At 63.1% G+C, this 19328-nt stretch carries 8 protein-coding genes; 6 read left to right on the top strand and 2 right to left on the bottom strand.

Translation table 11 applies throughout. The annotated features are described in order from the left end of the window. Positions 1–3 precede the first annotated feature (3 nt). Entirely contained in the window at positions 4–5463 is a 5460-nt protein-coding gene (locus tag ABMA32_RS11810) for an alpha-2-macroglobulin family protein (protein WP_349013955.1), read from the bottom strand. A gap of 332 nt (positions 5464–5795) precedes the next feature. Between ABMA32_RS11810 and ABMA32_RS11805 the strand changes: the two genes are divergently transcribed. The 6 genes from ABMA32_RS11805 to ABMA32_RS11780 all read left to right on the top strand — a co-directional run bounded on the left by ABMA32_RS11805 (position 5796) and on the right by ABMA32_RS11780 (position 18588). After that, positions 5796–7640: an autotransporter assembly complex protein TamA gene (locus ABMA32_RS11805; protein WP_349013954.1), complete on the top strand. Its 1845-nt coding sequence runs from the start codon at positions 5796–5798 to the stop codon at positions 7638–7640. Next, positions 7641–11807, top strand: coding sequence for a translocation/assembly module TamB domain-containing protein (locus ABMA32_RS11800; protein WP_349013953.1), 4167 nt, complete (start codon positions 7641–7643; stop codon positions 11805–11807). It begins immediately after the preceding gene. A gap of 290 nt (positions 11808–12097) precedes the next feature. Continuing rightward, positions 12098–13756 (top strand): ABC transporter substrate-binding protein, encoded by a 1659-nt coding sequence (locus ABMA32_RS11795; RefSeq protein WP_349013952.1) that lies wholly within the window; start codon positions 12098–12100, stop codon positions 13754–13756. A 93-nt stretch (positions 13757–13849) separates the two neighbouring features. Beyond that, positions 13850–14887: an ABC transporter permease gene (locus ABMA32_RS11790; protein ID WP_349013951.1), complete on the top strand. Its 1038-nt coding sequence runs from the start codon at positions 13850–13852 to the stop codon at positions 14885–14887. Positions 14888–14899: 12 nt separating this feature from the next. Continuing rightward, the gene (locus ABMA32_RS11785; RefSeq protein ID WP_349013950.1) at positions 14900–16099 is read left to right on the top strand and encodes an ABC transporter permease; all 1200 of its coding nucleotides are present in this window, start codon (positions 14900–14902) and stop codon (positions 16097–16099) included. A 65-nt stretch (positions 16100–16164) separates the two neighbouring features. Continuing rightward, complete coding sequence (locus ABMA32_RS11780) at positions 16165–18588, top strand: dipeptide ABC transporter ATP-binding protein (RefSeq protein WP_349013949.1); 2424 nt, start codon at positions 16165–16167, stop codon at positions 18586–18588. 49 nt (positions 18589–18637) lie between these two features. On the opposite strand, the gene ABMA32_RS11775 is transcribed toward ABMA32_RS11780, so the two are convergent. After that, positions 18638–19234 carry a transglycosylase SLT domain-containing protein gene (locus ABMA32_RS11775; RefSeq protein ID WP_349013948.1) on the bottom strand — a complete coding sequence of 199 codons (597 nt, stop codon included), beginning with the start codon at positions 19232–19234 and terminating at the stop codon, positions 18638–18640. Between the last annotated feature and the right edge of the window lie 94 nt (positions 19235–19328).

The raw sequence follows: 19328 nt of genomic DNA, 5'->3' as shown, positions 1-19328 counted from the left end.
TCGTCACGGCGCCTTGACCTCCATCATGCCTGTCGAGGTGCGGGCCGAATATTGCGGCCGGTACATATCCTCGACGCCGGCGGCGGGATGGGTGAAGACGCCGGGTGTCACGGCGCGCACGACATAGGCCAGCGTCATGTTGCGGTTGCTGCCCTCGTCCTGGTTGAAGGCCGCGATGAAGCGATCGTCGCGGAACTCCAAATGCGCGGCGTCAGTGCGTTCAAGCCAGCCGAAATTGGCTAGGTCGGCGCTGGAGACGAGACGCGGATTGTCGATCTCGAATCCACCGGGCAGCAGGTCGTTGACGAGCACCCGCGAGGCCCAGCTGTTCGCCTCCGTGACGCGCAGCACAACCACGAAGCGTTCGTTCTGCGTGACCTCGGTGACGTTGGCCTCGCTGCCGTCCATTCGGTAGTAGGTGCGCGAGATCGTGAAGCCGTCGCCGCCCGCGGGCAGGGGCTGCGCCGGAGCCGCGACCGTCGTGACGACCGCCTGGATCGGGGACTTGCCAGCATTGCCGATGACGATCGGATCGGCCAGCAATTCCTCGCCTGTCACCGTCCGGGCGTACGCGCCGGTGTAAGGCGCGCCGTTGACGGTGAGTTGCAGCGCCGCGTTGCCGGCCTGCAGCGCGCGCGCTGCAAGCAGCATCCAGGCTTCGTCCTGCGTGCTGGTCCAGCGTGTCGCGTCTCGTTCCGCGGTCACAAGCTTGATCAGGGCCGGAACGACCGACGGGATCGGCTTGCTTTCGGCTGCAAGCGCGAGCATGGCCGCGCCGTCGCGCAGTCTGGAGCCGTAGTCAGAACGGTCCCAGTTATGCTCCGGCGTGTCGTTGGCCAGTTGAAGCGCCGCCTGGAAGGCGGCTTCGGAACGCTGCGCGTCGCCATAAAGCGCAAGGCTCGCGGCCAGCTGCGCCACCGCCATTGGACTTGAGAAAGCCTCCAGCTTGGTGTCGGCATAGTAGCGAAGGTCGCCGACGGAGGCGCGCTTGTTGCGGGCGAGCACGTAGAGCGCATAGGCGATCTCCGAGCCGCGATCCTCCAAGTCGACATCGTATGACAGCGAGTTCTGGAGGTTTGCCAGCGCCTGGCTCATGCTCTGCGCCGGGACATCGTATCCCTTTTCGCGCGCCCGGGTCAGGAAGTCCGACACGTAGGCGTCGAGCCAGAGGTCGCCGTCACCTGGTCCCCACAGGCCGAAGCTGCCCGATGAGGACTGGTAGTTCAGCACGCGCCAGATGGCGTCCTGGATACGTTCCTTCAGTTCCGGCTCGTCCTTCAAGCCCGCGCCTGCGGCGAGTTCGCTGACATACAGTAGCGGAAGCGCGCGGCTCGTGGTCTGCTCGGCGCAGCCGTAGGGGTATCTGTCGAGCGTCATCAGCAGTGACGGCACGTCGAAGGCCGCCGATTGCGAGACGCCGACGCTGACGGTCGCGCCTTCCAGCAGGCTCGCCGCCAGAAGCTCGCGATCGACGCGCAGGCTCGAACCGTTCGGCCCGAGATCGACCACCATGCGTGTCGTTACCGGCGTTGCAGCCGGCCGGACCGGGATCGAAAGCACCTGTTCGACCTCCAGCCCGTCTGCGTGCGCGAGCCGGACAGTCAGGCCGCCGCTTCCAACCGTTTCCGCCGTCAGCGGAACGGTCATGGTGACGCGCTTGCCGCCGGTGAGCGTCAGCTTGTCAGGCATCGTGCCGACCGCGACTGGCCCGGTCGTGTCTATGGCGAAGGAGTAGTCGCCGTCGGGGCCGTCCGTGTTGGCCACGTCCAACCTCATGACCGCTTGGTCGCCAGGCGCCAGGAAGCGGGGCAGGGCGGCCGTGACGACAACCGGATCGCGCACGATCACGTCCTGCACGGCATGGCCGACCGCCTCCTTCGTCCAGGCGACGGTCATGATGCGCACAGTGCCGTTGAACTGTGGAATGTCGAAGGCAACGATCGCCTTGCCGTCTGCGTCCAGCCGCACCGGGCCGGAGAAGAAGGCGACGAGCTTTTCGGTGGGCGGGCTGCCTTGCGCGACGAGGCCTGCACCGTCACCGCCAGTGCGGATGCGGCCGGTCACGCCGAGCGAGCCGTCAATCAGGCGGCCATAGAGATCGCGCAGTTCGAGGCCGAGCTGGCGCTGGCCGAAGTACCAGCTTTCCGGATCGGGAGCCTCATAGCGTGTCAGGTTGAGGATGCCGACGTCGACTGCGGCCACCATGACATAGGCATCGCTGCCCGGCGTTGCGCCCGTCACCGAAACGGGAATCGCGAGTGTCGAGCGCGGCGTTGACTTCTCCGGTGCTTCCGTCGTCACCGACAGCTTGCGCTGGCCCGGATCGACCTTAAGCCATTTCACGCCGATGGCGCGTGCCGGCATGCGCGATTCCTGCGCTTCGCCGGGCCTGAAGAGTGTTGCCGTGACATAGGCGCCGGCGCCCCAGTCCGTGCCAACCGGGATGTCGACAGTCGCGCCTTCAGCCGGAACGGTGGCCGATACGGTCCTGATCAGCTTTTCCGAGCCGATTGCGACCAGAAGCTCACCGGCAAAACGGGGCGAAACCTTGAGCTTCGCAACTTCGCCGGGGGCGTAGCTTTCCTTGTCGAGCGCGACTTCCAGCCCGTCGGGCGTTTCGGTCGAGGTTGCCGTCACGAACCAGCCGGCGTCGAATTCGTAGCTCGTGACCGGGCCGTCGGGGTCGGGGGTCTCGATTTCGAGGCGGTAGCGGCCCCAGTCGACCGCCTGCGAGATCGAAACCTCGCTATCGGCGGCGATGTCGATCGTGCCGTTTGCGACAGCCTTCGTGTAGGTCACCGGCTCGTAGTTCCAGTAATTGCCCGAGCGGTACCACTGATAGTCCCGCTCGATCTTCGACAGTTTCCACATTGCGCCGGGTACGGCCTTGCGCTGGCCTGTGGCATCTGCCGCGATCAGCGAGAATTTCGCCGTGCCACCCTGTGGTACCTCGTCGCCGGCAAAATCTGGCCGGATGCCGATCATGTCGGCGCCGGGGCGCACGGCGATGTCGAGCGACCGTTCGACTGCACGGCCGCCGGCCTCGCGCATGCGCAGCGTAACGGCGGCGTTGACCAGACGTGTGGTCGATGGGAGCTGGTCGACGCTGACCGGGAAATTGGCTTTTCCGTCATCGCCGATGAAGGGGAGGCCGACCAGCGGTGTGCGGTTGGCCTCGACATTCTGTTCGTCGGCGAGCCCGAACCAGAATCCCTTGAAGGCATCCCACTGGCGCTTTGTGCTGAGCGTCAGTTCGCCCTCCAGCGCAAGCCCCGCCGCCGGCGCACCGTAGAGAAAACGCCCATCGACCGTGATGTTGGCCTGCTCGCCTTGCGCGATCTCCTGCTTGTCGGAGGTCATGTCGAATTCGATGCGATCCGGCACGAAATCCTCGACCAGGAAACTCTGGCTCGCAATCGCGGCTTCCTTGGGGTCGGTGTAGATCGAAACGGTCCACGTTCCGCGCATCGCGGCGGTCGACAGGCCAAGGTCGACGGAATGTCCGCCCGCAGCTGCGCCATCGGAGACCAGGCGGCGATCCTCGACGCCGTCCGGGCGGCTGAAGATGAAGGTCAGCGGCAGGTTCTCTACCGCGACGGCGTTATCGTTGCGCGCAAGCGCAGCCACATGCACCGTTTCGCCGGAGCGGTAGATGCCGCGCTCGGTCCAGGCGTAGATGTCGAGCGCGCCCGGCGCTGTCCTGCCCGTCACGCCACGGTCGGAAAGGTCGAAACCGGCCTTCGTCATGTCAAGGAAGACAAAGTCCTGATCGCCGTTCGAGGCCATCAGAACGGCAGGCGCCATGCCGCCTTCACCGCGCGTCAGGCCGGGGTTCAGCGTGGCGCGGCCCTCGGCGTCGGTCGTCGCGGTGCCGAGGACTTCGTTATTGCGGGCCAGAAGCGTCAGCTCGGTGTTGGCGATGGGCTTGGCTGTGCCGAGTGAGCGGGCAAAGACGTTGAGGCCGTCCTGCCCGGTATAGGTCGTCAGTCCGATATCGGAGACAACGAACCACTGCGTGGCAATGGGAAGCCATGAATCGACGCGGACATCCTTGGGCTGTGCGGTCAGCACATAGACCCCGGGCTTGCGGTCGGGCAGCGCCTCATCGACCGGGAAGCTTGTGGTGATCTCCTTGTTCAGCTCATTGGCGATGACCAGTTCGCCTTCCCAGACCGGCGCTCCAAGTTGCGAGGCGACGGTGTCGAGATCGTAGCTGTCGAGCTGACGCAGGAACTGGTAGCCGGAAAGGAGTTGCGCCAGCGAACGGTCGCCGACGCGGTAAAGATTGATCTTGGCCACGTCCGCATTGACCGTCACGACCGGGATGCCGCGGCGGGCGGTCGAGGGGAGCACGAAGGCGTCGCCGGTGAAGCGGGCGGTGGGGGAGCGGTCCTGAACATAAACCGAGAGCAGGACAGGGCTCTCCAGCACTTCGCGGATCGCAGCCGGCAGGCCGGGACGGAACGCGATACGATACTGGTGGCCGTGCTCCAGACCCTCGACGCAAATCTGGCGTCCCTGAGCCTCGATACCCTTCGGCGCGGCCTCGTCCACCGTCACGAAGGGAGCGTAGTCAACGCCGGCCTTGACCAGATCCTCGGAGAACTGCGCGCAGACGCGCGGCGAGGCCGTATCCGCCTCGACCGTGTGCTGGATGACGCGGAAACCCTTGCGCGCCTTGAGGTCTTCGTATTCGGCCCGGATTTCCGCCGAATTCACCAGCGCCAGGCTGGCTTCATAGGCCTGCAGGGCAGGCCGGAACATATCGCGATTATCCAGCGTCACAGCAAGGACGGCAAGCGCTTCGGCACGTGTGGAGGCCGCACGGGAAACCAGATAGGCGTTGTAGGCGGCCGAACTCGCGTCGGTCTTCAACTGCGCCGTTTCCTGATAGGTGATGCCTTTGACGGCCAGCACGGCGCGGGCGAGCCTCGTCCAGAGCGCGCTGTCGTCAGGCGCGATGGCGACGGCGGTGGTGAAAGATTGCACCGCAGCGCGCGGATCGCCCATCCTGAGCGACGTGTCGCCGGATTCCGTCAGCGATGACAGGCCCTGCTCGCCGACGGGGACGCTGCCATTGGTCAGGCGGGTGCGCATCGACGACGCTTCTGAGACCATCCATGCGGGGAAGAAGGAGAGCGCCGGCGGGGCGCCGATATCGGGTTCGCCGCTGATCGGCACGATCTTGCCGGCCACTGCGCCGTTGAAGGGCTTCACCGTCGCGAAATCCGACTTCATGAAGCACCATTTCGCCTTGGTGTTGTAGGTGAAGGCGCGGCACTGGCTGTCGCCGAGGCAGGACGTCTTGCACTGGTCGAGCGTGACATTCTGCTCCGAGCGCAGGTCGAAACCGAAATAGTCGGAATTGTCCGATGTCACCACTTGCCGGGCTTGCTGGGCTCCCGCCGCGGTGGCGAAAGCGAGAAAAACAAGAGCAAGGACCGAAAGAACGCGTGCGTTCATACCGCATCTCCCCCAAAAACAACGCCGCCTGGCAGTCGCCAAACGCGCCACGGGCAGGTAACCGCCTGCCGCGGTTTGCGCATGCCGCCCGGCATGCTATGTCGCCAGGTCACGCCGTCGAAACAGAGACTTAACAGTGGCAAGTGGCCGCTGCAATTTCTGACACATCGATTGTGGCCCCTTTACGAGTGTTTCAAAACTTCATTCCAATTTTAGTTTTGCGGACTAGTTTGGAGGAAATGACGGTCCGGTTTGCCAAGCATGTTTGGGAGAGATCGGCAGGCCGCCGTGGGCGCGCGCTGCTCCTCTCGCTATTGGCAGGCACTGCCGTGATGACGCACGCGCATACCGCCAGCGCGTTCGAGCTCTTCGGGTTCAGGCTTTTCGGGTCTGCGAATGACGAGGACGCCGATATCGTAGACCCGCTCAACTACACGGTGACATTGACGGTCGAAGGCGGCGACGAGAGGCTCGAGCGCACGCTCGAAAGGACATCAGCGCTCGTGCAGGACGTCAAACGGCCGGTCTCCGGCTCGCTCGGCCTGCTTGCCAAGGCCCGATCCGATCGCGAGCAGCTCGTTGCGGTGCTTTTCGCCGAAGCGCGCTACGACGGCGTTGTGAATGTGGTGATCAACGGGCAGCCGCTCGATTCCATCGAGCCGGACGCCGAGTTCGGCGCTGGCCCGGTGCCGGTGACGATCACCATCGATCCCGGTCAGGTCTATACGCTGGGCGATATCGAGCTACGAGGCGATGCATCAAACCTCACCTCGGCCGAATTCGGCCTTTTGCCCGGTGGAAACGCCGCTTCGCGCGCGGTCCTGAGAGCCGAGGCAAATATCGTCACGCGTCTGAAGGAGCAGGGACGGCCACTGGCCAAGGTCACTGGCCGCGAGGTCGTGGCGGATCACGACACGGTGACGCTTGATGTCGATCTCGATGTGGCCGCAGGGCCGGTAGCGGGCTACGGTCCGACGACGGTTACCGGCACAGAATCCATGAATCCCGACTTTGTCGCCTACGTGACCGGGCTGCGGCAGGGGCAGACCTATTCCCCCCGGGAGGTCGAGGACGCGCGCAACCGGCTGCTCGCGCTCGGCGTCTTTTCCAGCGTCACCGTCCGCGAAGGCGATGCGCTGGACGCCAACGGCCAGATCCCCATCGAAGTCCAGGTCACCGAACGCAAGCTGCGCTACTACGGGTTCGGCGCGACGCTGTCTAACACCGAGGGTCTGGGCATCGAGGGCTATTGGGGCCATCGCAACCTTTTCGGCAACGCCGAGACGCTGCGCATCCAGGGTTCGATCGGCCAGATCGGCGAGGAGGACATCCAGGATTTCGATCAGTTGAACTACAACGCGTCGATCCTGTTCGAGAAGCCCGGGGTCGTCGGGCCCGATTCGAAATTCTATTCGCGCTTCAGCACGGTCTACGAGCATCCCGACGCCTATGATCGCTTTGCGGTCGAGGCAGCGGCCGGACTGGCCTACCAGTTTACCCGTACGCAGAGCGCCTCAGTCGAATTGGCTGTCGAATACGAGGATGTCGAGGATTACTTCAATCCCGACGGCGAGCGCCATCTTCTGGTCAGCTTGCCGACGCAATATGTCTTCGACAATCGCGACAACAAGCTCGACCCGAAGCGCGGGTTCCGGGTGCTCGCCTTTGCGGAGCCGGCCCATGATTTTCTTACAGGAGCGACCTTCGTGAAGGTCCGTGGTGAGCTTTCTGCCTATCGTGCGATCGATGACGCCCAGCGTTTCGTGCTCGCCGGGCGCGTGGCCACGGGCTCCATCATGGGGGCGGAAATTCAGGAAGTGCCGGCGGACAAGCGTTTCTACGCAGGCGGCGGCGGGTCTGTGCGCGGCTACAACTATCAGGGCATCGGCCCCAAGGACCCCGAGGGCAATCCCATCGGCGGCCTTTCCTACATGGAGCTTTCGGGCGAATTGCGCATACAGGTTACCGAAACGATCGGCATCGTGCCGTTCCTTGACGCAGGCACGGTCTCGGAGGGCGAATTCCTGGAATCGGCGCGCTTCCAGATGGGCGCCGGCGTTGGGCTGCGCTATCTGACGCCGTTCGGGCCGTTGCGCATCGACGCCGCCGTTCCGCTCAACCGCGGTCCCGGAGATCCGAGCTTTGCCATCTATGCCGGCGTCGGGCAGGCCTTCTAGATGCGCTGGCTCAAAGTCATACTGCGCATCATCCGCTACGGCATCTACGGCGGGCTTGCGTTGGCGATAGGCGCAATCGCCGTGCTTACCCTCACCGAGAGGGGCCGCGAAACGCTTGCCGGCCTGATCTCGGACTTCGCGTCGTCTCCCGGTCAGGTAGTCAGGATTTCCGGACTGGATGGCATCTGGTCGGGCAAGCTCAGGGTGCAAAGCCTCGTTCTGGAGGACGCCGACGGGCCGTGGCTGGTGGCGCGCAACGTAGCGGTCGACTGGTCGCCCTTTGCGCTAATCAGGAAGACGTTCCAGGCCGACCTCGTTTCCGCCGAGCGTATCGAAGTTGCGCGCACGCCGAAGCCGGCAAGTCGGCCGAAGGACCAGCAGGGTTCGTTCTCGCTGCCAGTCTCGCTCGACGTGAAGCGGATTGATCTGCTCGACATTGCTCTCGGTCCCGCGCTGGCAGGCGGCGTAGCATCCGTGGCCGCGAACGGCTCCGCGTTGGTCGACAGATCTCCGCTGCGGATCGTGTCCAAGCTCAATGTGGCCCGCAGCGACGGCCGACCGGGCTCCATCGATGGCTCGATCGACTTTTCTCCGGCCGACAATGTGATCAACATCGACATACGTGGGTCGGAGCCCCAAGGCGGCATCATTGCCAACCTGCTCCAGTTGCCCGGAGAACCGCCGGTCGAGATCGCCGTCACGGGCAGCGGGCCTGCCGCAAACTGGCAGGGCAGCGGCACTTTCGCCGTCGACGGGACCGTGATCACCCGCGTCGATGCACATCATCAGTTCACGTATCGGGGCAGCGCCGTCGAGGTGACGGGCGAGGGAGAGTTCGAGCGCTTCATGCCCGAAAGGCTGCGGCCGCTGCTCGCCGGACGCGCCAGCTTCGACATCGCCGGTACCCTCACCGGGACTGGCGGGGTGGAAATCACCCGAGGCCAGATCGAGAGCGACGCTGCGACGGCCACGGCGTCCGGTACGCTGGATCCCGCGGCCGCCAGCGACTTCCTGCTGCAGGTGGAGGCCAGGGAAAACGGCATTCCGCTCTCCTTCGGTACCGAGGACAGCCCCATCGACATCATTGTCCAGCAGGCATCGATCCGTGCGCTCGGGGACGGGCGGGAGCCCAACCTGGACATCGTGGCCGCGCTGCCGACGGTCAAGACGAACGACGTGGAGTTGCGCGACCTCGCCATCGCGCTTCACTCGGATGCCTTTAACGTCCAGGCTCGCACCGGTCCTGTGACCGGCACGGCCACGGCAGCGGCACTCATCATCGACAACCCGACAATCGCGCCACTTGTCGCCGGCAAGATCAGCGCCGGGCTTGCCGGCACGCTCAGCACGGAATCCCTGACCGTCACCGACGGCAATCTGGCGAGCGATGCCTTGACCGGCAAATTCATAGGCGACGTATCGCTCGCCGATGGCTCCGTCACGGTGCAGATCAACGCCGATGTCGCCTCGTCGGCCTTGCCGCCGTCCGTGCGCCCGGTGCTGGCGGAGCGCGTGCAACTGGATGCCGCCATTTCCCGCGACCACGAGGGGTTGGTTTCGGCGGATCCGTTTTCCATGTCGTCGGGCGAATTGTCTGCGTCCGGCCGCATCCGTACCGCAAACCAGGAGATCGATGCCGACCTGACTGGTCGGCTGGGCAATGTCGGTCTTCTCGCGTCGGGCGCAACAGGCGCCGTCGATCTGGCCCTGACGGCCAAGGGAGAGTTGCTGAAGCCGGACGTTTCGCTGACCGTTACAAGTGATCGCATCGAGGCCGCTGGTCGAGAGATCACCGCCCTCAAGCTGGTCGCGACGGGGCAGGCCGACATCGACAACCCGGCCGCCGATGTCCAGTTGACCGGCGCTGTCGGAGGAGAGGCGCTGGAGGGTCGGGCAACGCTGTCAACATCCGGCGGTCGGCGCGAGGTGAGGGGGCTCAACCTTTCGCTCGGCCAGAACCGCATCGCCGGCGATCTGGTGCTCGACGAGAAATTCCTGCCGCTCGGCACAGTCAATTTCCAGCTTCCCGATGTCGGCGCTGTCGCGGCGCTTGCGCTTGAGACCGTGCGGGGCGACCTGAACGGGACCATCAGTTTCACCGATCAGGGCGGCAAGCCGCAACTGGCAGTGAACGCGACCACTAAATCCCTTGCGAGGGGCGGCGTGACGGCGACCGGTGTCACGATCAACGCGACCGTCAGCGACTATATTGCCGCGCCGTCCGTGTCGGGACGTGTGCAGGCTGCCACGGTCACATCAGGCAATACGGCGGTGCGCGCGGTCGATGTTACGCTGACGCCGCAACAGGGCTGGACCGGTTTTGACGGTGGCGCGACGGTCTCCGATATCCCGGTGCGCGCGGTCGGTCGCGTGCAGGTCGCCAATGGGCGGACCACGGTCGAACTGGCTTCCGGCAATGCCACCGTGAGCGGCATGCCGGCAGAACTGGCGGCGCCCACGAGGATTGTCGTCGCTGATGGCAGGACGACACTCGACCGCATAACACTCGACCTGGGCGGTGGCGGCCGGGTAGACGTGTCCGGTACGGTCGGATCGACGCTTGACCTGAACGCGACGTTGACCGCCGTGCCAGCTTCGGTCGCCAACAATTTCGCGCCGGGCCTCGCCGCCGCCGGCACCATTTCCGGTACCGTCCGGATAACCGGCGCTGCGGCCAACCCTTCAGTCCGCTATTCGCTGGACTGGCGGGGCGCCCAGACGGCGCAGACCCGCGCCGCCGGTCTTGGCGGATTCACGGTCGCGTCCACCGGCGATTTTGCAGGCGGCCGCCTGAGTTTTCAGGCGAATGCTTCCGAAGCTGCGGGGCTCGCCCTGCGGGGTGGCGGCACGGTCGATACGCGGTCGCGTGCGCTGTCGCTCGATTTTACCGGCGCGGTCCCGTTGACGATCCTGCAGCCCCGCCTGGCTCCATCGGGCCTGTCGCTGACCGGTTCTTCGAACGTCAATCTACAGGTCAGGGGGACGACCGCCTCGCCGGTAATAAGCGGCTCTCTCACCACCTCGGGCGCCCGTTTCGTCGCGGCATCCTCTGGCATGGCCATCAATGACATCCGCGCCGACATTGCGATGGCGAACGGTGTGGCGACGATCCGCACTCTGACCGGCAACATCTCAAGCGGCGGTACGATCTCGGGATCTGGCACGGTTGGCATCAACGCCGGAAGTGGCTTTCCGGCCGACGTAAGATTGAGGATCAGCAACGGCCGCTACACGGACGGCCGTATCGTCACGACTACCATGAACGGCGATCTGGCGATCAGGGGACCGCTGGTCTCGCAGCCAGTGCTGTCGGGCACGGTCGATCTCGAGCGCACGGTCATCACCGTTCCCAATCAACTGCCGACATCGCTGGCTGAGCTGAATGTCCAGCACAGGAACGCCCCGCCTGCAGTCATAGCGCAGGACCTCGCGCTCAATCCTCCGTCGGCAGGCGGCACTGGTTCCGGCGCACTTCTGCTGGACGTGACGATCAATTCAAACAACCAGATCTTCGTCACTGGGCGCGGGCTTGATGCAGAACTCGGCGGCAGCCTGCGTCTGACGGGCTCGACCGCCTCGCCACAAGCCTTGGGCGAGTTCACGCTCCGGCGCGGACGGCTGTCGATCATCGGCCGGCGGCTTACCTTTACGCGCGGGACGATCAATTTTTCCGGTACGATGGTTCCGAACCTCGACCTCGCGGCGGACACCGATGTCGGCAGCACGCGGGTGACGATCACCGTCAGCGGTCCGGCGGACAATCCGCGTTTCGACTTTTCCTCCGTGCCTGCGCTGCCGCAGGACGAGGTTCTTGCCCGCCTCATATTTGGCCGCTCGTTGTCCAACCTGTCGCCGCTGCAGATCGCCCAGCTTGCCGACGCTGCGGCTTCGCTGGCCGGAGGGGGCAGCACGTCGCTCCTGCAGTCGCTTCGCAGCCAACTCGGTGTGGACGATCTCGACATCCAGACCAACGATGACGGAAGCACCTCTGTATCGGCGGGAAAATATCTCAACGACCGCACCTATTTTTCGCTGGAGCAGGGCGGAAAGGCCGGCTCCGGCAAGGCCAAGATAGATCTCGATATTGGCCGGGGCATAACGCTTCGCGGCGAAGCCGGTGATGGGGGGCAGGCGAAAGGCGGCATCTTTTTCGAGCGCGAATACTAGCTTCCATCCCAAGCAGGGTCGGCGGACGCCTTGACCACGGTCTCAGGTGGCCCATATCAGTCATTGCTGTGGTGCTGTCGCCCTGTGCCTGAGGCCTTAAGGTTCGAAGGGTTCGCATCCGCGAGAAATCTCGGACACTAACATTTTTGCGTCAAGTTTGTCGCATTCGCGCATACCGCCTCTCTCCCAAAGTTGCACATTTGTTGCCGGGTTCCTTTCCACTGCCGTTTTGACAACGCAGCCAGGATGCGGAATTGTAATCGGCAGAAAGCCAACAATGGGAGTTCGTCATGACTGTCTACAAGAGTAATGGGGATCGTGTTCCAGACCATATCCGGAAGATGGCCGAGAGCGCCAAATCAGGTGAGGTGGACCGCCGTGAGTTTCTCGCGATGGCAAGCGTCTTCGGCGCTTCGACCGCAATGGCTTATGGCATGATCGGTCTTGCGGCGCCGACCCCGGCGTTCGCGCAGGAAGAAACGCCCAAGGTCGGCGGTGTGCTGAAGGTCGCCATGTGGGTGAAGGATCCCAAGGATCCGCGCACGGCAGACTGGTCGGAGATCGCCAACGCCGAACGTCAAGCGCTCGAACCGTTGGTCAAGTACACCCGCGACTACACCTTCGAACCTTATCTGCTCGAAGGCTGGGAAGTGAATGACGACGCCACTGAATACACCCTCAAGATTCGTCCGAACGTCGTCTGGAACAATGGTGACACGTTCAACGCCGATGACGTGGTCTTCAATTTCACCCGTTGGGCCGACAAGAGCGCCGAGGGCAACTCGATGCCTGGTCGTCTGGGCACCATCGTCGACGAGGCGAGCGGCAAGATCCGTGATGGCGCCGTGACCAAGGTCGACGACAACACTGTCAAAATCGTGCTGACCAAGCCCGATATCGCCCTTATTCCGAGCCTTTGCGACTATCCTGCGCTGATCGTCCATCGTAGCTTCGACGAGACCGGCGCCAACTTCGTGCAGCATCCGATCGGCACTGGGCCGTTCGAACTCGTCTCCTACGATGTCGGCCAGAAAGTCGTCTACAAGCGTCGCGAAGACGGCAAGTGGTGGAACGGCGAGGTTTATCTCGACGGCGTCGAGTTCATCGACTACGGCACCGATCCGTCCGCGATGGTGTCTGCCTTCGAGTCTGGCGAGGTTCACACGAACCACGAGACGTCTGCGGACTACGTGACGATCCTGGAAGGCGTCGGCGCGGTAACGTCTGAGGCGGTTACGGCTTCGACCATCGTTGCGCGCACCAACGTCAACAACAAGCCGTACGAAGACCAGAAGGTGCGCAACGCGCTTCAGCTTGGCGTCGACAACGCAGTCGTGCTGCAACTCGGTTACGGCAACGCCGGCGAGCCCGCAGAAAACCACCACGTCGCACCGATCCATCCGGAATATGTTGCTCTGCCGAAGATCGCGCGCGATCCGGCGAAGGCCAAGGCTCTCATGGCCGAGGCCGGCCAGGCCGACTTCGAGCACGAACTCATCACCGTGGACGAAGACTGGCACAAGAACACAGGCGATGCGATCGCCGCACAGCTGCGCGACGCCGGCATCAAGGTGAAGCGCACCGTGCTTCCGGGCTCGACGTTCTGGAATGACTGGACGAAGTACCCGTATTCGATGACCAACTGGAACATGCGCCCGCTTGGCATCCAGGTGGTTGCCATTGCCTATCGCACAGGCGAAGCGTGGAACGAGGCCGGATATTCTAATCCGGATCTCGACGCCAAGATCGGCGAAGCACTGTCGATCGCTGACGCCGAAAAGCGCAAGGTGGTGATGAAGGATGTCGAGGAGATCCTTCAGAGCTCCGGCATCATCATCCAGCCTTACTGGCGCAAGCTCTACAACCACTCCATGCCCGTGGTGAAGAACCATGGCATGCATCCCACCTTCGAGCACGACTTCGGCAAGGTGTGGCTCGGCGAAAGTTGATCGCTATGTCATCGGAGGGGGGCTTGCCCCTCTCCTTTCTTAAAATGAAATCTGGGCGCTTCTAACCCCAACCCGTCCAGGCAGGGGGCGAGCATGCTTGCATTCATTTTGCGGCGACTGGGCACCATGGTCCTGACCATGTTGTGCCTGACCATTGTGGTATTCTACATGGTCAACCTGGAGCCGAACCTCCGGAAGCTGTCGATCAGCCAGCTCGACATGCGCTCGTCCGACGAGCACATCGAACAGTGGCTGGTCAAGAACGGCTTCCGCGAGAACTTCTTCGTCCGCTACGGTCAGTGGCTTGGCGTCGTCAAGCGGGTGCCCGCGATCAATCCGGAAACGGGGCAGGCGGAGATGCGCTTCAAGGCGTGTCCGCAGCCCAACGAGCCCTATTTCGGTGGCATTCTGCAGGGCGAGTTCGGCTGTTCGACCAAGTTCAAGGTGCCCGTCGAAAACAAGCTATGGCCCGCGCTCGGAGCCACCGGCATCCTCATGTTCTGGGTCATGGTGACCATGGTGCCGATCTCGCTGCTGATCGGGGTTCTGGCCGGCATGCGGGAGGGATCGCGTACCGACCGTACCCTGTCGGTTGCCTCAATCACAACGACGGCGACACCAGAATATGTGTCGGGCGTGATCTTCACGGTCGTCTTCGCATCGTGGCTCGGCTGGCTGAACGGCTCGGCGGCTTCGGCGACGAGCCAGGGCGTCAACTTCTACAACTTCACGCTGCCGGTCATGACCATGGCGATCTACGCCATTGGTTACATCGCCCGCATGACCCGCGCCTCGATGGTCGAGGTGATGACGCAGCAATACATCCGCACCGCCCGGTTGAAGGGACTGAGCTTCCCGTCGGTAGTCATGAAGCACGCGCTCAGAAACGCGCTGATCGCGCCCTTCACGGTCATCATGCTGCAGTTTCCGTGGCTGCTGACTGGCGTCGTGATCGTCGAGACGATGTTCCGCTATCAGGGCTTCGGTTTCACGCTGGTCGAAGCGGCAGGCAACAACGACATCGACCTGCTGCTCGCCTGCTCGCTTGTATCGGTATTCGTGGTGCTGTTCACGCAGCTGATCTCCGACATCGGCTACGCCTATCTCAACCCGCGCATCCGCGTCCAATAGGAGTCGCCGCGCATGCAACTCGAATACATCGGCGCCTTCCAGATCGTGCTTCAGGTTCTCGGCCGTTTCTGGCCGGTCTGGCTCGCGCTCGCGCTCGTGCTGGGAGTGAGCCTGCACTTCCGCAAGCGACTGGGACTCTATGGAGACCTGTTCTCCACGGGCGTCGGAATCGCCGGCGTCTTTATCTGCCTGTTCTGGCTGTTTACCGCGATCTTTTCCCACATCATCGCGCCTTTCGATCCGCTCACCCAGGTGGCGGTGATGAAGGATGCTCTTCCGGGTGCGGTCGTGCCGGACAATGGCGGTATCTATCTTTTCGGAGGAGACAAGCTGGCGCGCGACGTGTTCAGCCGCATGGTCTACGGCAGCCGCATCGTGATGATCATCGCGCCCTTCGCCACGCTCTTTGCGCTGATGGTCGGCATCACGCTCGGGCTGCCGGCCGGCTATTATGGCGGACGGATCGACAGCTTCCTGTCGTTCCTTGCCAATCTCGTTCTCGCGTTTCCGGTGATTCTGCTATTCTATCTTCTGGTCACGCCTGAAATCCGCGAACTGTCTTTTGATAACTGGTTCAGCCAGTTGACCGGCATCGGCGTTGCAATTCCGCGAGCGCTCGCCGCTGTCTTCTTCATCTTCCCTGTCATCTTTTTCATCACCCTATTCTACACGCGCTTCAAGAAGCGACCCGAGCGTCTCTATCTGCTGCTCGGGCTGACAATCCTGATCGGTGGTTGGGTCTATCTCGGACTCGTGTTCAACGCGGATCCGCTTGGTATCATCCGGATCGATCCGAACGAACTGAACATCTTCGTGGCCGTGGTGTTCGCTTCGTCGCCGGGCGTGTTCCGCATCGTGCGCGGCCTCGTCATGGACATCAAGACGCGCGACTACGTGGCGGCCGCGCAGACGCGCGGCGAGACCCCTTGGTACATCATGCTGTGGGAGGTGCTGCCCAATGCGCGCGGGCCGCTGATCGTCGATGCCTGCCTGCGTATCGGCTATACGACGATCCTGCTCGGCACGCTCGGTTATTTCGGGTTGGGCCTCGCGCCGGAAAGCCCTGACTGGGGCACTGCGATCAAGGATTCCAGCCGCCTGCTGCGGTCCTTTATCCACCCGGCCCTGCCGCCCGTCTTTGCATTGATGAGCTTCGTGCTCGGCCTCAACCTCCTGGCCGACGCGTTGCGCGAACAGTCGCTGAAGGATTGAGCCGCATGGTCCCGGAAAGTGGTCTCCGGTTTCCGGGAAAGATGATGCGATAAGAGGATCGAACGATGAACGAAGCCGTCAAAGCCACGAACATCGACAACGCCAAGCCGATCATCGACATCGAAAACCTGTCGATCTCGTTCTTCACCAAGCGCGGCGAGATTCCCGCCGTCATGGATTTCTCCTGCAAGGTCCTGCCGGGCGAGGCGATGGGCATCGTTGGTGAATCCGGTTGCGGCAAGTCGACGGTGTCGCTCGGCATCATGCGCGACCTCTCGAATGTCGGAAAGATCGTCGGCGGCCGCATCCGCTTCAAGGGCAAGGACATGGGCGAGATGTCCGACGAGGAGCTCCGCTCCATCCGCGGCAACGAGATCGCCATGATCTACCAGGAGCCGATGGCCTCTCTCAATCCGGCGATGAAGATCGGTCAGCAGTTGATGGAAGTGCCGCTGCTGCACGACAAGGTGTCGAAGGAAGAGGCCTACAATCGAGCGCTGGAGATGGTGCGCTCAGTGCGTCTCCCAGATCCCGAGCGCATGATGCGTTCCTATCCGCACCAGCTTTCGGGCGGCCAGCAGCAGCGCATCGTCATCGCCATGGCGTTGCTGTCGAAGCCGGCGCTTCTCCTGCTCGACGAGCCGACGACGGCGCTCGACGTGACGGTCGAGGCCGGCATCGTCGAACTGGTGAAGGGACTTGGCGAAAAGTTCGGCACGTCGATGATATTCGTCTCGCACAATCTCGGCCTGATCCTCGAAACCTGCGACAAGATCACGGTGATGTATTCCGGCGAGGCTGTCGAGACCGGCAGCATCAGGGACGTGTTCGATCGCATGCGGCACCCCTACACGCAGGGTCTGTTCCGCTCGATCCCGCTGCCCGGCGCGGACAAGAACTCCCGTCCACTGGTGGCCATTCCCGGCCAGTTGCCGCTGCCGCACGAGCGACCCAAAGGCTGCAATTTCGGCCCGCGCTGTCACCATTTCGTCGAGGGCGTCTGCAACGCCGACGAGATTCCGATGATCCCGGTCGAAGGGCACGACAACCATTTCTCGCGTTGCGTGCGGTTCAACGAGATCGACTGGGCCGCGCTTCCGGAGGGGGCAACGGAGAAGAAGGAGCCGGTGAAGCCCGGCGCGCCTGTTCTCAAGATCGACGACCTGAAGAAGTACTACAAGGTCGCGGCGAACGAGATTTTCGGCGGCGGTGAGGCGCGTACAGTCAAGGCCAACGAGACGATCAGCTTCGTGGCGCGCGAGAGCGAGACGGTGGCAATCGTCGGCGAATCCGGCTGCGGGAAGTCCACGCTTGCCAAAGTGCTTCTCGGTCTGGAAACCGCTTCCTCGGGCACCGTTACGCTTGGGAACAAGGATATCCAGTCAACCGCCATCGAGGACCGCGACGTCGGAACCATCTCCTCGATCCAGATGGTTTTCCAGAATCCCTTCGACACGCTGAACCCGAGCCATTCCGTCGGCTCGCAGATCATCCGTACGCTGGAAAAATTCGGCTACGGCAAGACTGCAGGCGAACGACACCAGCGCATGCTCGAACTGCTCGACCTGGTGAAGCTGCCGCGCGCCTTCGCAACGCGCATGCCGCGGCAGCTTTCGGGCGGCCAGAAACAGCGCATCGGCGTCGCGCGCGCCTTTGCCGGTACTGCCAAGGTGGTCGTTGCAGACGAGCCCGTTTCGGCGCTGGACGTTTCCGTGCAGGCGGCGGTCACCGAACTGCTGATGGACATTCAACGCACCAACAAGACAACGATGCTGTTCATAAGCCACGATCTGTCCGTTGTGCGCTACATCGCCGACCGCGTGGTCGTGATGTATCTCGGCTGTATCGTGGAGCAGGGCACGACGGACCAGATTTTCTCGCCGCCCTATCACCCCTATACCGAGGCGTTGCTGTCGGCGATCCCGATTGCCGACACATCGGTGGTCAAGAAGCACATCGTGCTGGAGGGCGACATTCCGTCGGCGATGAACCCGCCGACCGGCTGCCCCTTCCAGACGCGCTGCCGCTACAAGAATCTCGTGGCCGACGGACTTTGCGAAAAGCAGGTTCCGCCGGTGAAGGATCTGGGCGGTGGCCACATGAGCCTGTGCTGGCTGTCCGACGATGTGCTGGCGACGATGGAGCCGGTTATCCGCTTCGATATCGAGCATGCGGCTCATGAAGGAATTCCCGACGATGCACCGCACGGTTCAGGCCCCGGCTTTGTCGGAGAAGCGCCGCAACGCCCGCACGGCAAGAGCGCAAGCGTGGCAGCTGGCGAGTTAGGCGAGGATGCCGAGGAAGACGAGGCAACGATGCGCGCCCGCCGGCATGAGCGGCGCGACGAAGGTTCCGAGCCGCATGCCAGCGACAATCACTCGCATGTCGCCCCGTTCTCCCCGCGTACGGTCGGAGAAGGACGCCAAAGTGAAGACGAGGATGTTCCCTCGGCCTTCGACCGCGATTTGCCGGACGAGCGGAAACATTGAGGCTAGGGCAGACGCCGCGCGTTTATCCGGCGGCGGTCTGCGCGAGTGCCTAATTGCATTCCTGCAATTGCGCGGCGTAGTCACTCGCCATCTTCTCGGTCTCGCGTGCATATTGCTGCAGGCCCGGCTTCTGCTGCCAGTCGCCGCGGCTATATCCGCTCCAGCCGAAATAATAGGCGAGATAGAGGTTATAGGCGTCCTGCTTGGCGACGCCGAAACGGTCCGACGTCTTGGCATGGTACCAGCCGACAAAGTCGATCGCGTCGGCGAAGTTCTGGCGCTTGGCAAGGCGGTTGCCGGTTTCCTTCTGGTACTGGGACCATGTCCCGTCCAGCGCCTGAGAATAGCCGTAGGCAGACGACACGCGTTTCCAGGGGATGAAACCAAGCACCATGGTGCGCGGCGGCTTGGCGTTGTGCTGGAAACCGGATTCCTTGCGCAGCGTTGCCATCAGAACCGGTACTGGCACGCCATATTTGCGCTCGGTCTTGTTGGCTTCCGAGCGCCAGTTCTCGAACCAGCCGTTCTTCTGGTCGAAGACGCGGCAGACGTCGTTGATATGACGCGGTGGCGACGCGCATGCGGAAAGCAGCGCGAAAACCAGCGTGAACATCGATAAAATGATACTCAAACGCGACCGACCCATTAACCCTAGATAGGCCTAAAACCTGAAAGGTTCCTTGCACCATCTATTAACCGTGCCGCGCGGCCCTAATAGGATTTTGAGGCCGGAATGTGAA

It is taken from the genome of Mesorhizobium quangtriensis (assembly GCF_040081925.1).
GTDB classification, from domain to species: Bacteria; Pseudomonadota; Alphaproteobacteria; order Rhizobiales; family Rhizobiaceae; genus Mesorhizobium_K; species Mesorhizobium_K quangtriensis.
Note: the sequence above shows the minus strand (reverse complement) of the source record. Positions and strands in the feature narration are given on the sequence as shown.

What these genes read in the sequence shown, in the direction of transcription:
- ABMA32_RS11810 (WP_349013955.1), bottom strand. Translation starts at nt 5,463, where the DNA reads ATGAACGCACGCGTTCTTTCGGTCCTTGCTCTTGTTTTTCTCGCTTTC.
- ABMA32_RS11805 (WP_349013954.1), top strand. Translation starts at nt 5,796, where the DNA reads ATGACGCACGCGCATACCGCCAGCGCGTTCGAGCTCTTCGGGTTCAGG.
- ABMA32_RS11800 (WP_349013953.1), top strand. Translation starts at nt 7,641, where the DNA reads ATGCGCTGGCTCAAAGTCATACTGCGCATCATCCGCTACGGCATCTAC.
- ABMA32_RS11795 (WP_349013952.1), top strand. Translation starts at nt 12,098, where the DNA reads ATGACTGTCTACAAGAGTAATGGGGATCGTGTTCCAGACCATATCCGG.
- ABMA32_RS11790 (WP_349013951.1), top strand. Translation starts at nt 13,850, where the DNA reads ATGCTTGCATTCATTTTGCGGCGACTGGGCACCATGGTCCTGACCATG.
- ABMA32_RS11785 (WP_349013950.1), top strand. Translation starts at nt 14,900, where the DNA reads ATGCAACTCGAATACATCGGCGCCTTCCAGATCGTGCTTCAGGTTCTC.
- ABMA32_RS11780 (WP_349013949.1), top strand. Translation starts at nt 16,165, where the DNA reads ATGAACGAAGCCGTCAAAGCCACGAACATCGACAACGCCAAGCCGATC.
- ABMA32_RS11775 (WP_349013948.1), bottom strand. Translation starts at nt 19,234, where the DNA reads ATGGGTCGGTCGCGTTTGAGTATCATTTTATCGATGTTCACGCTGGTT.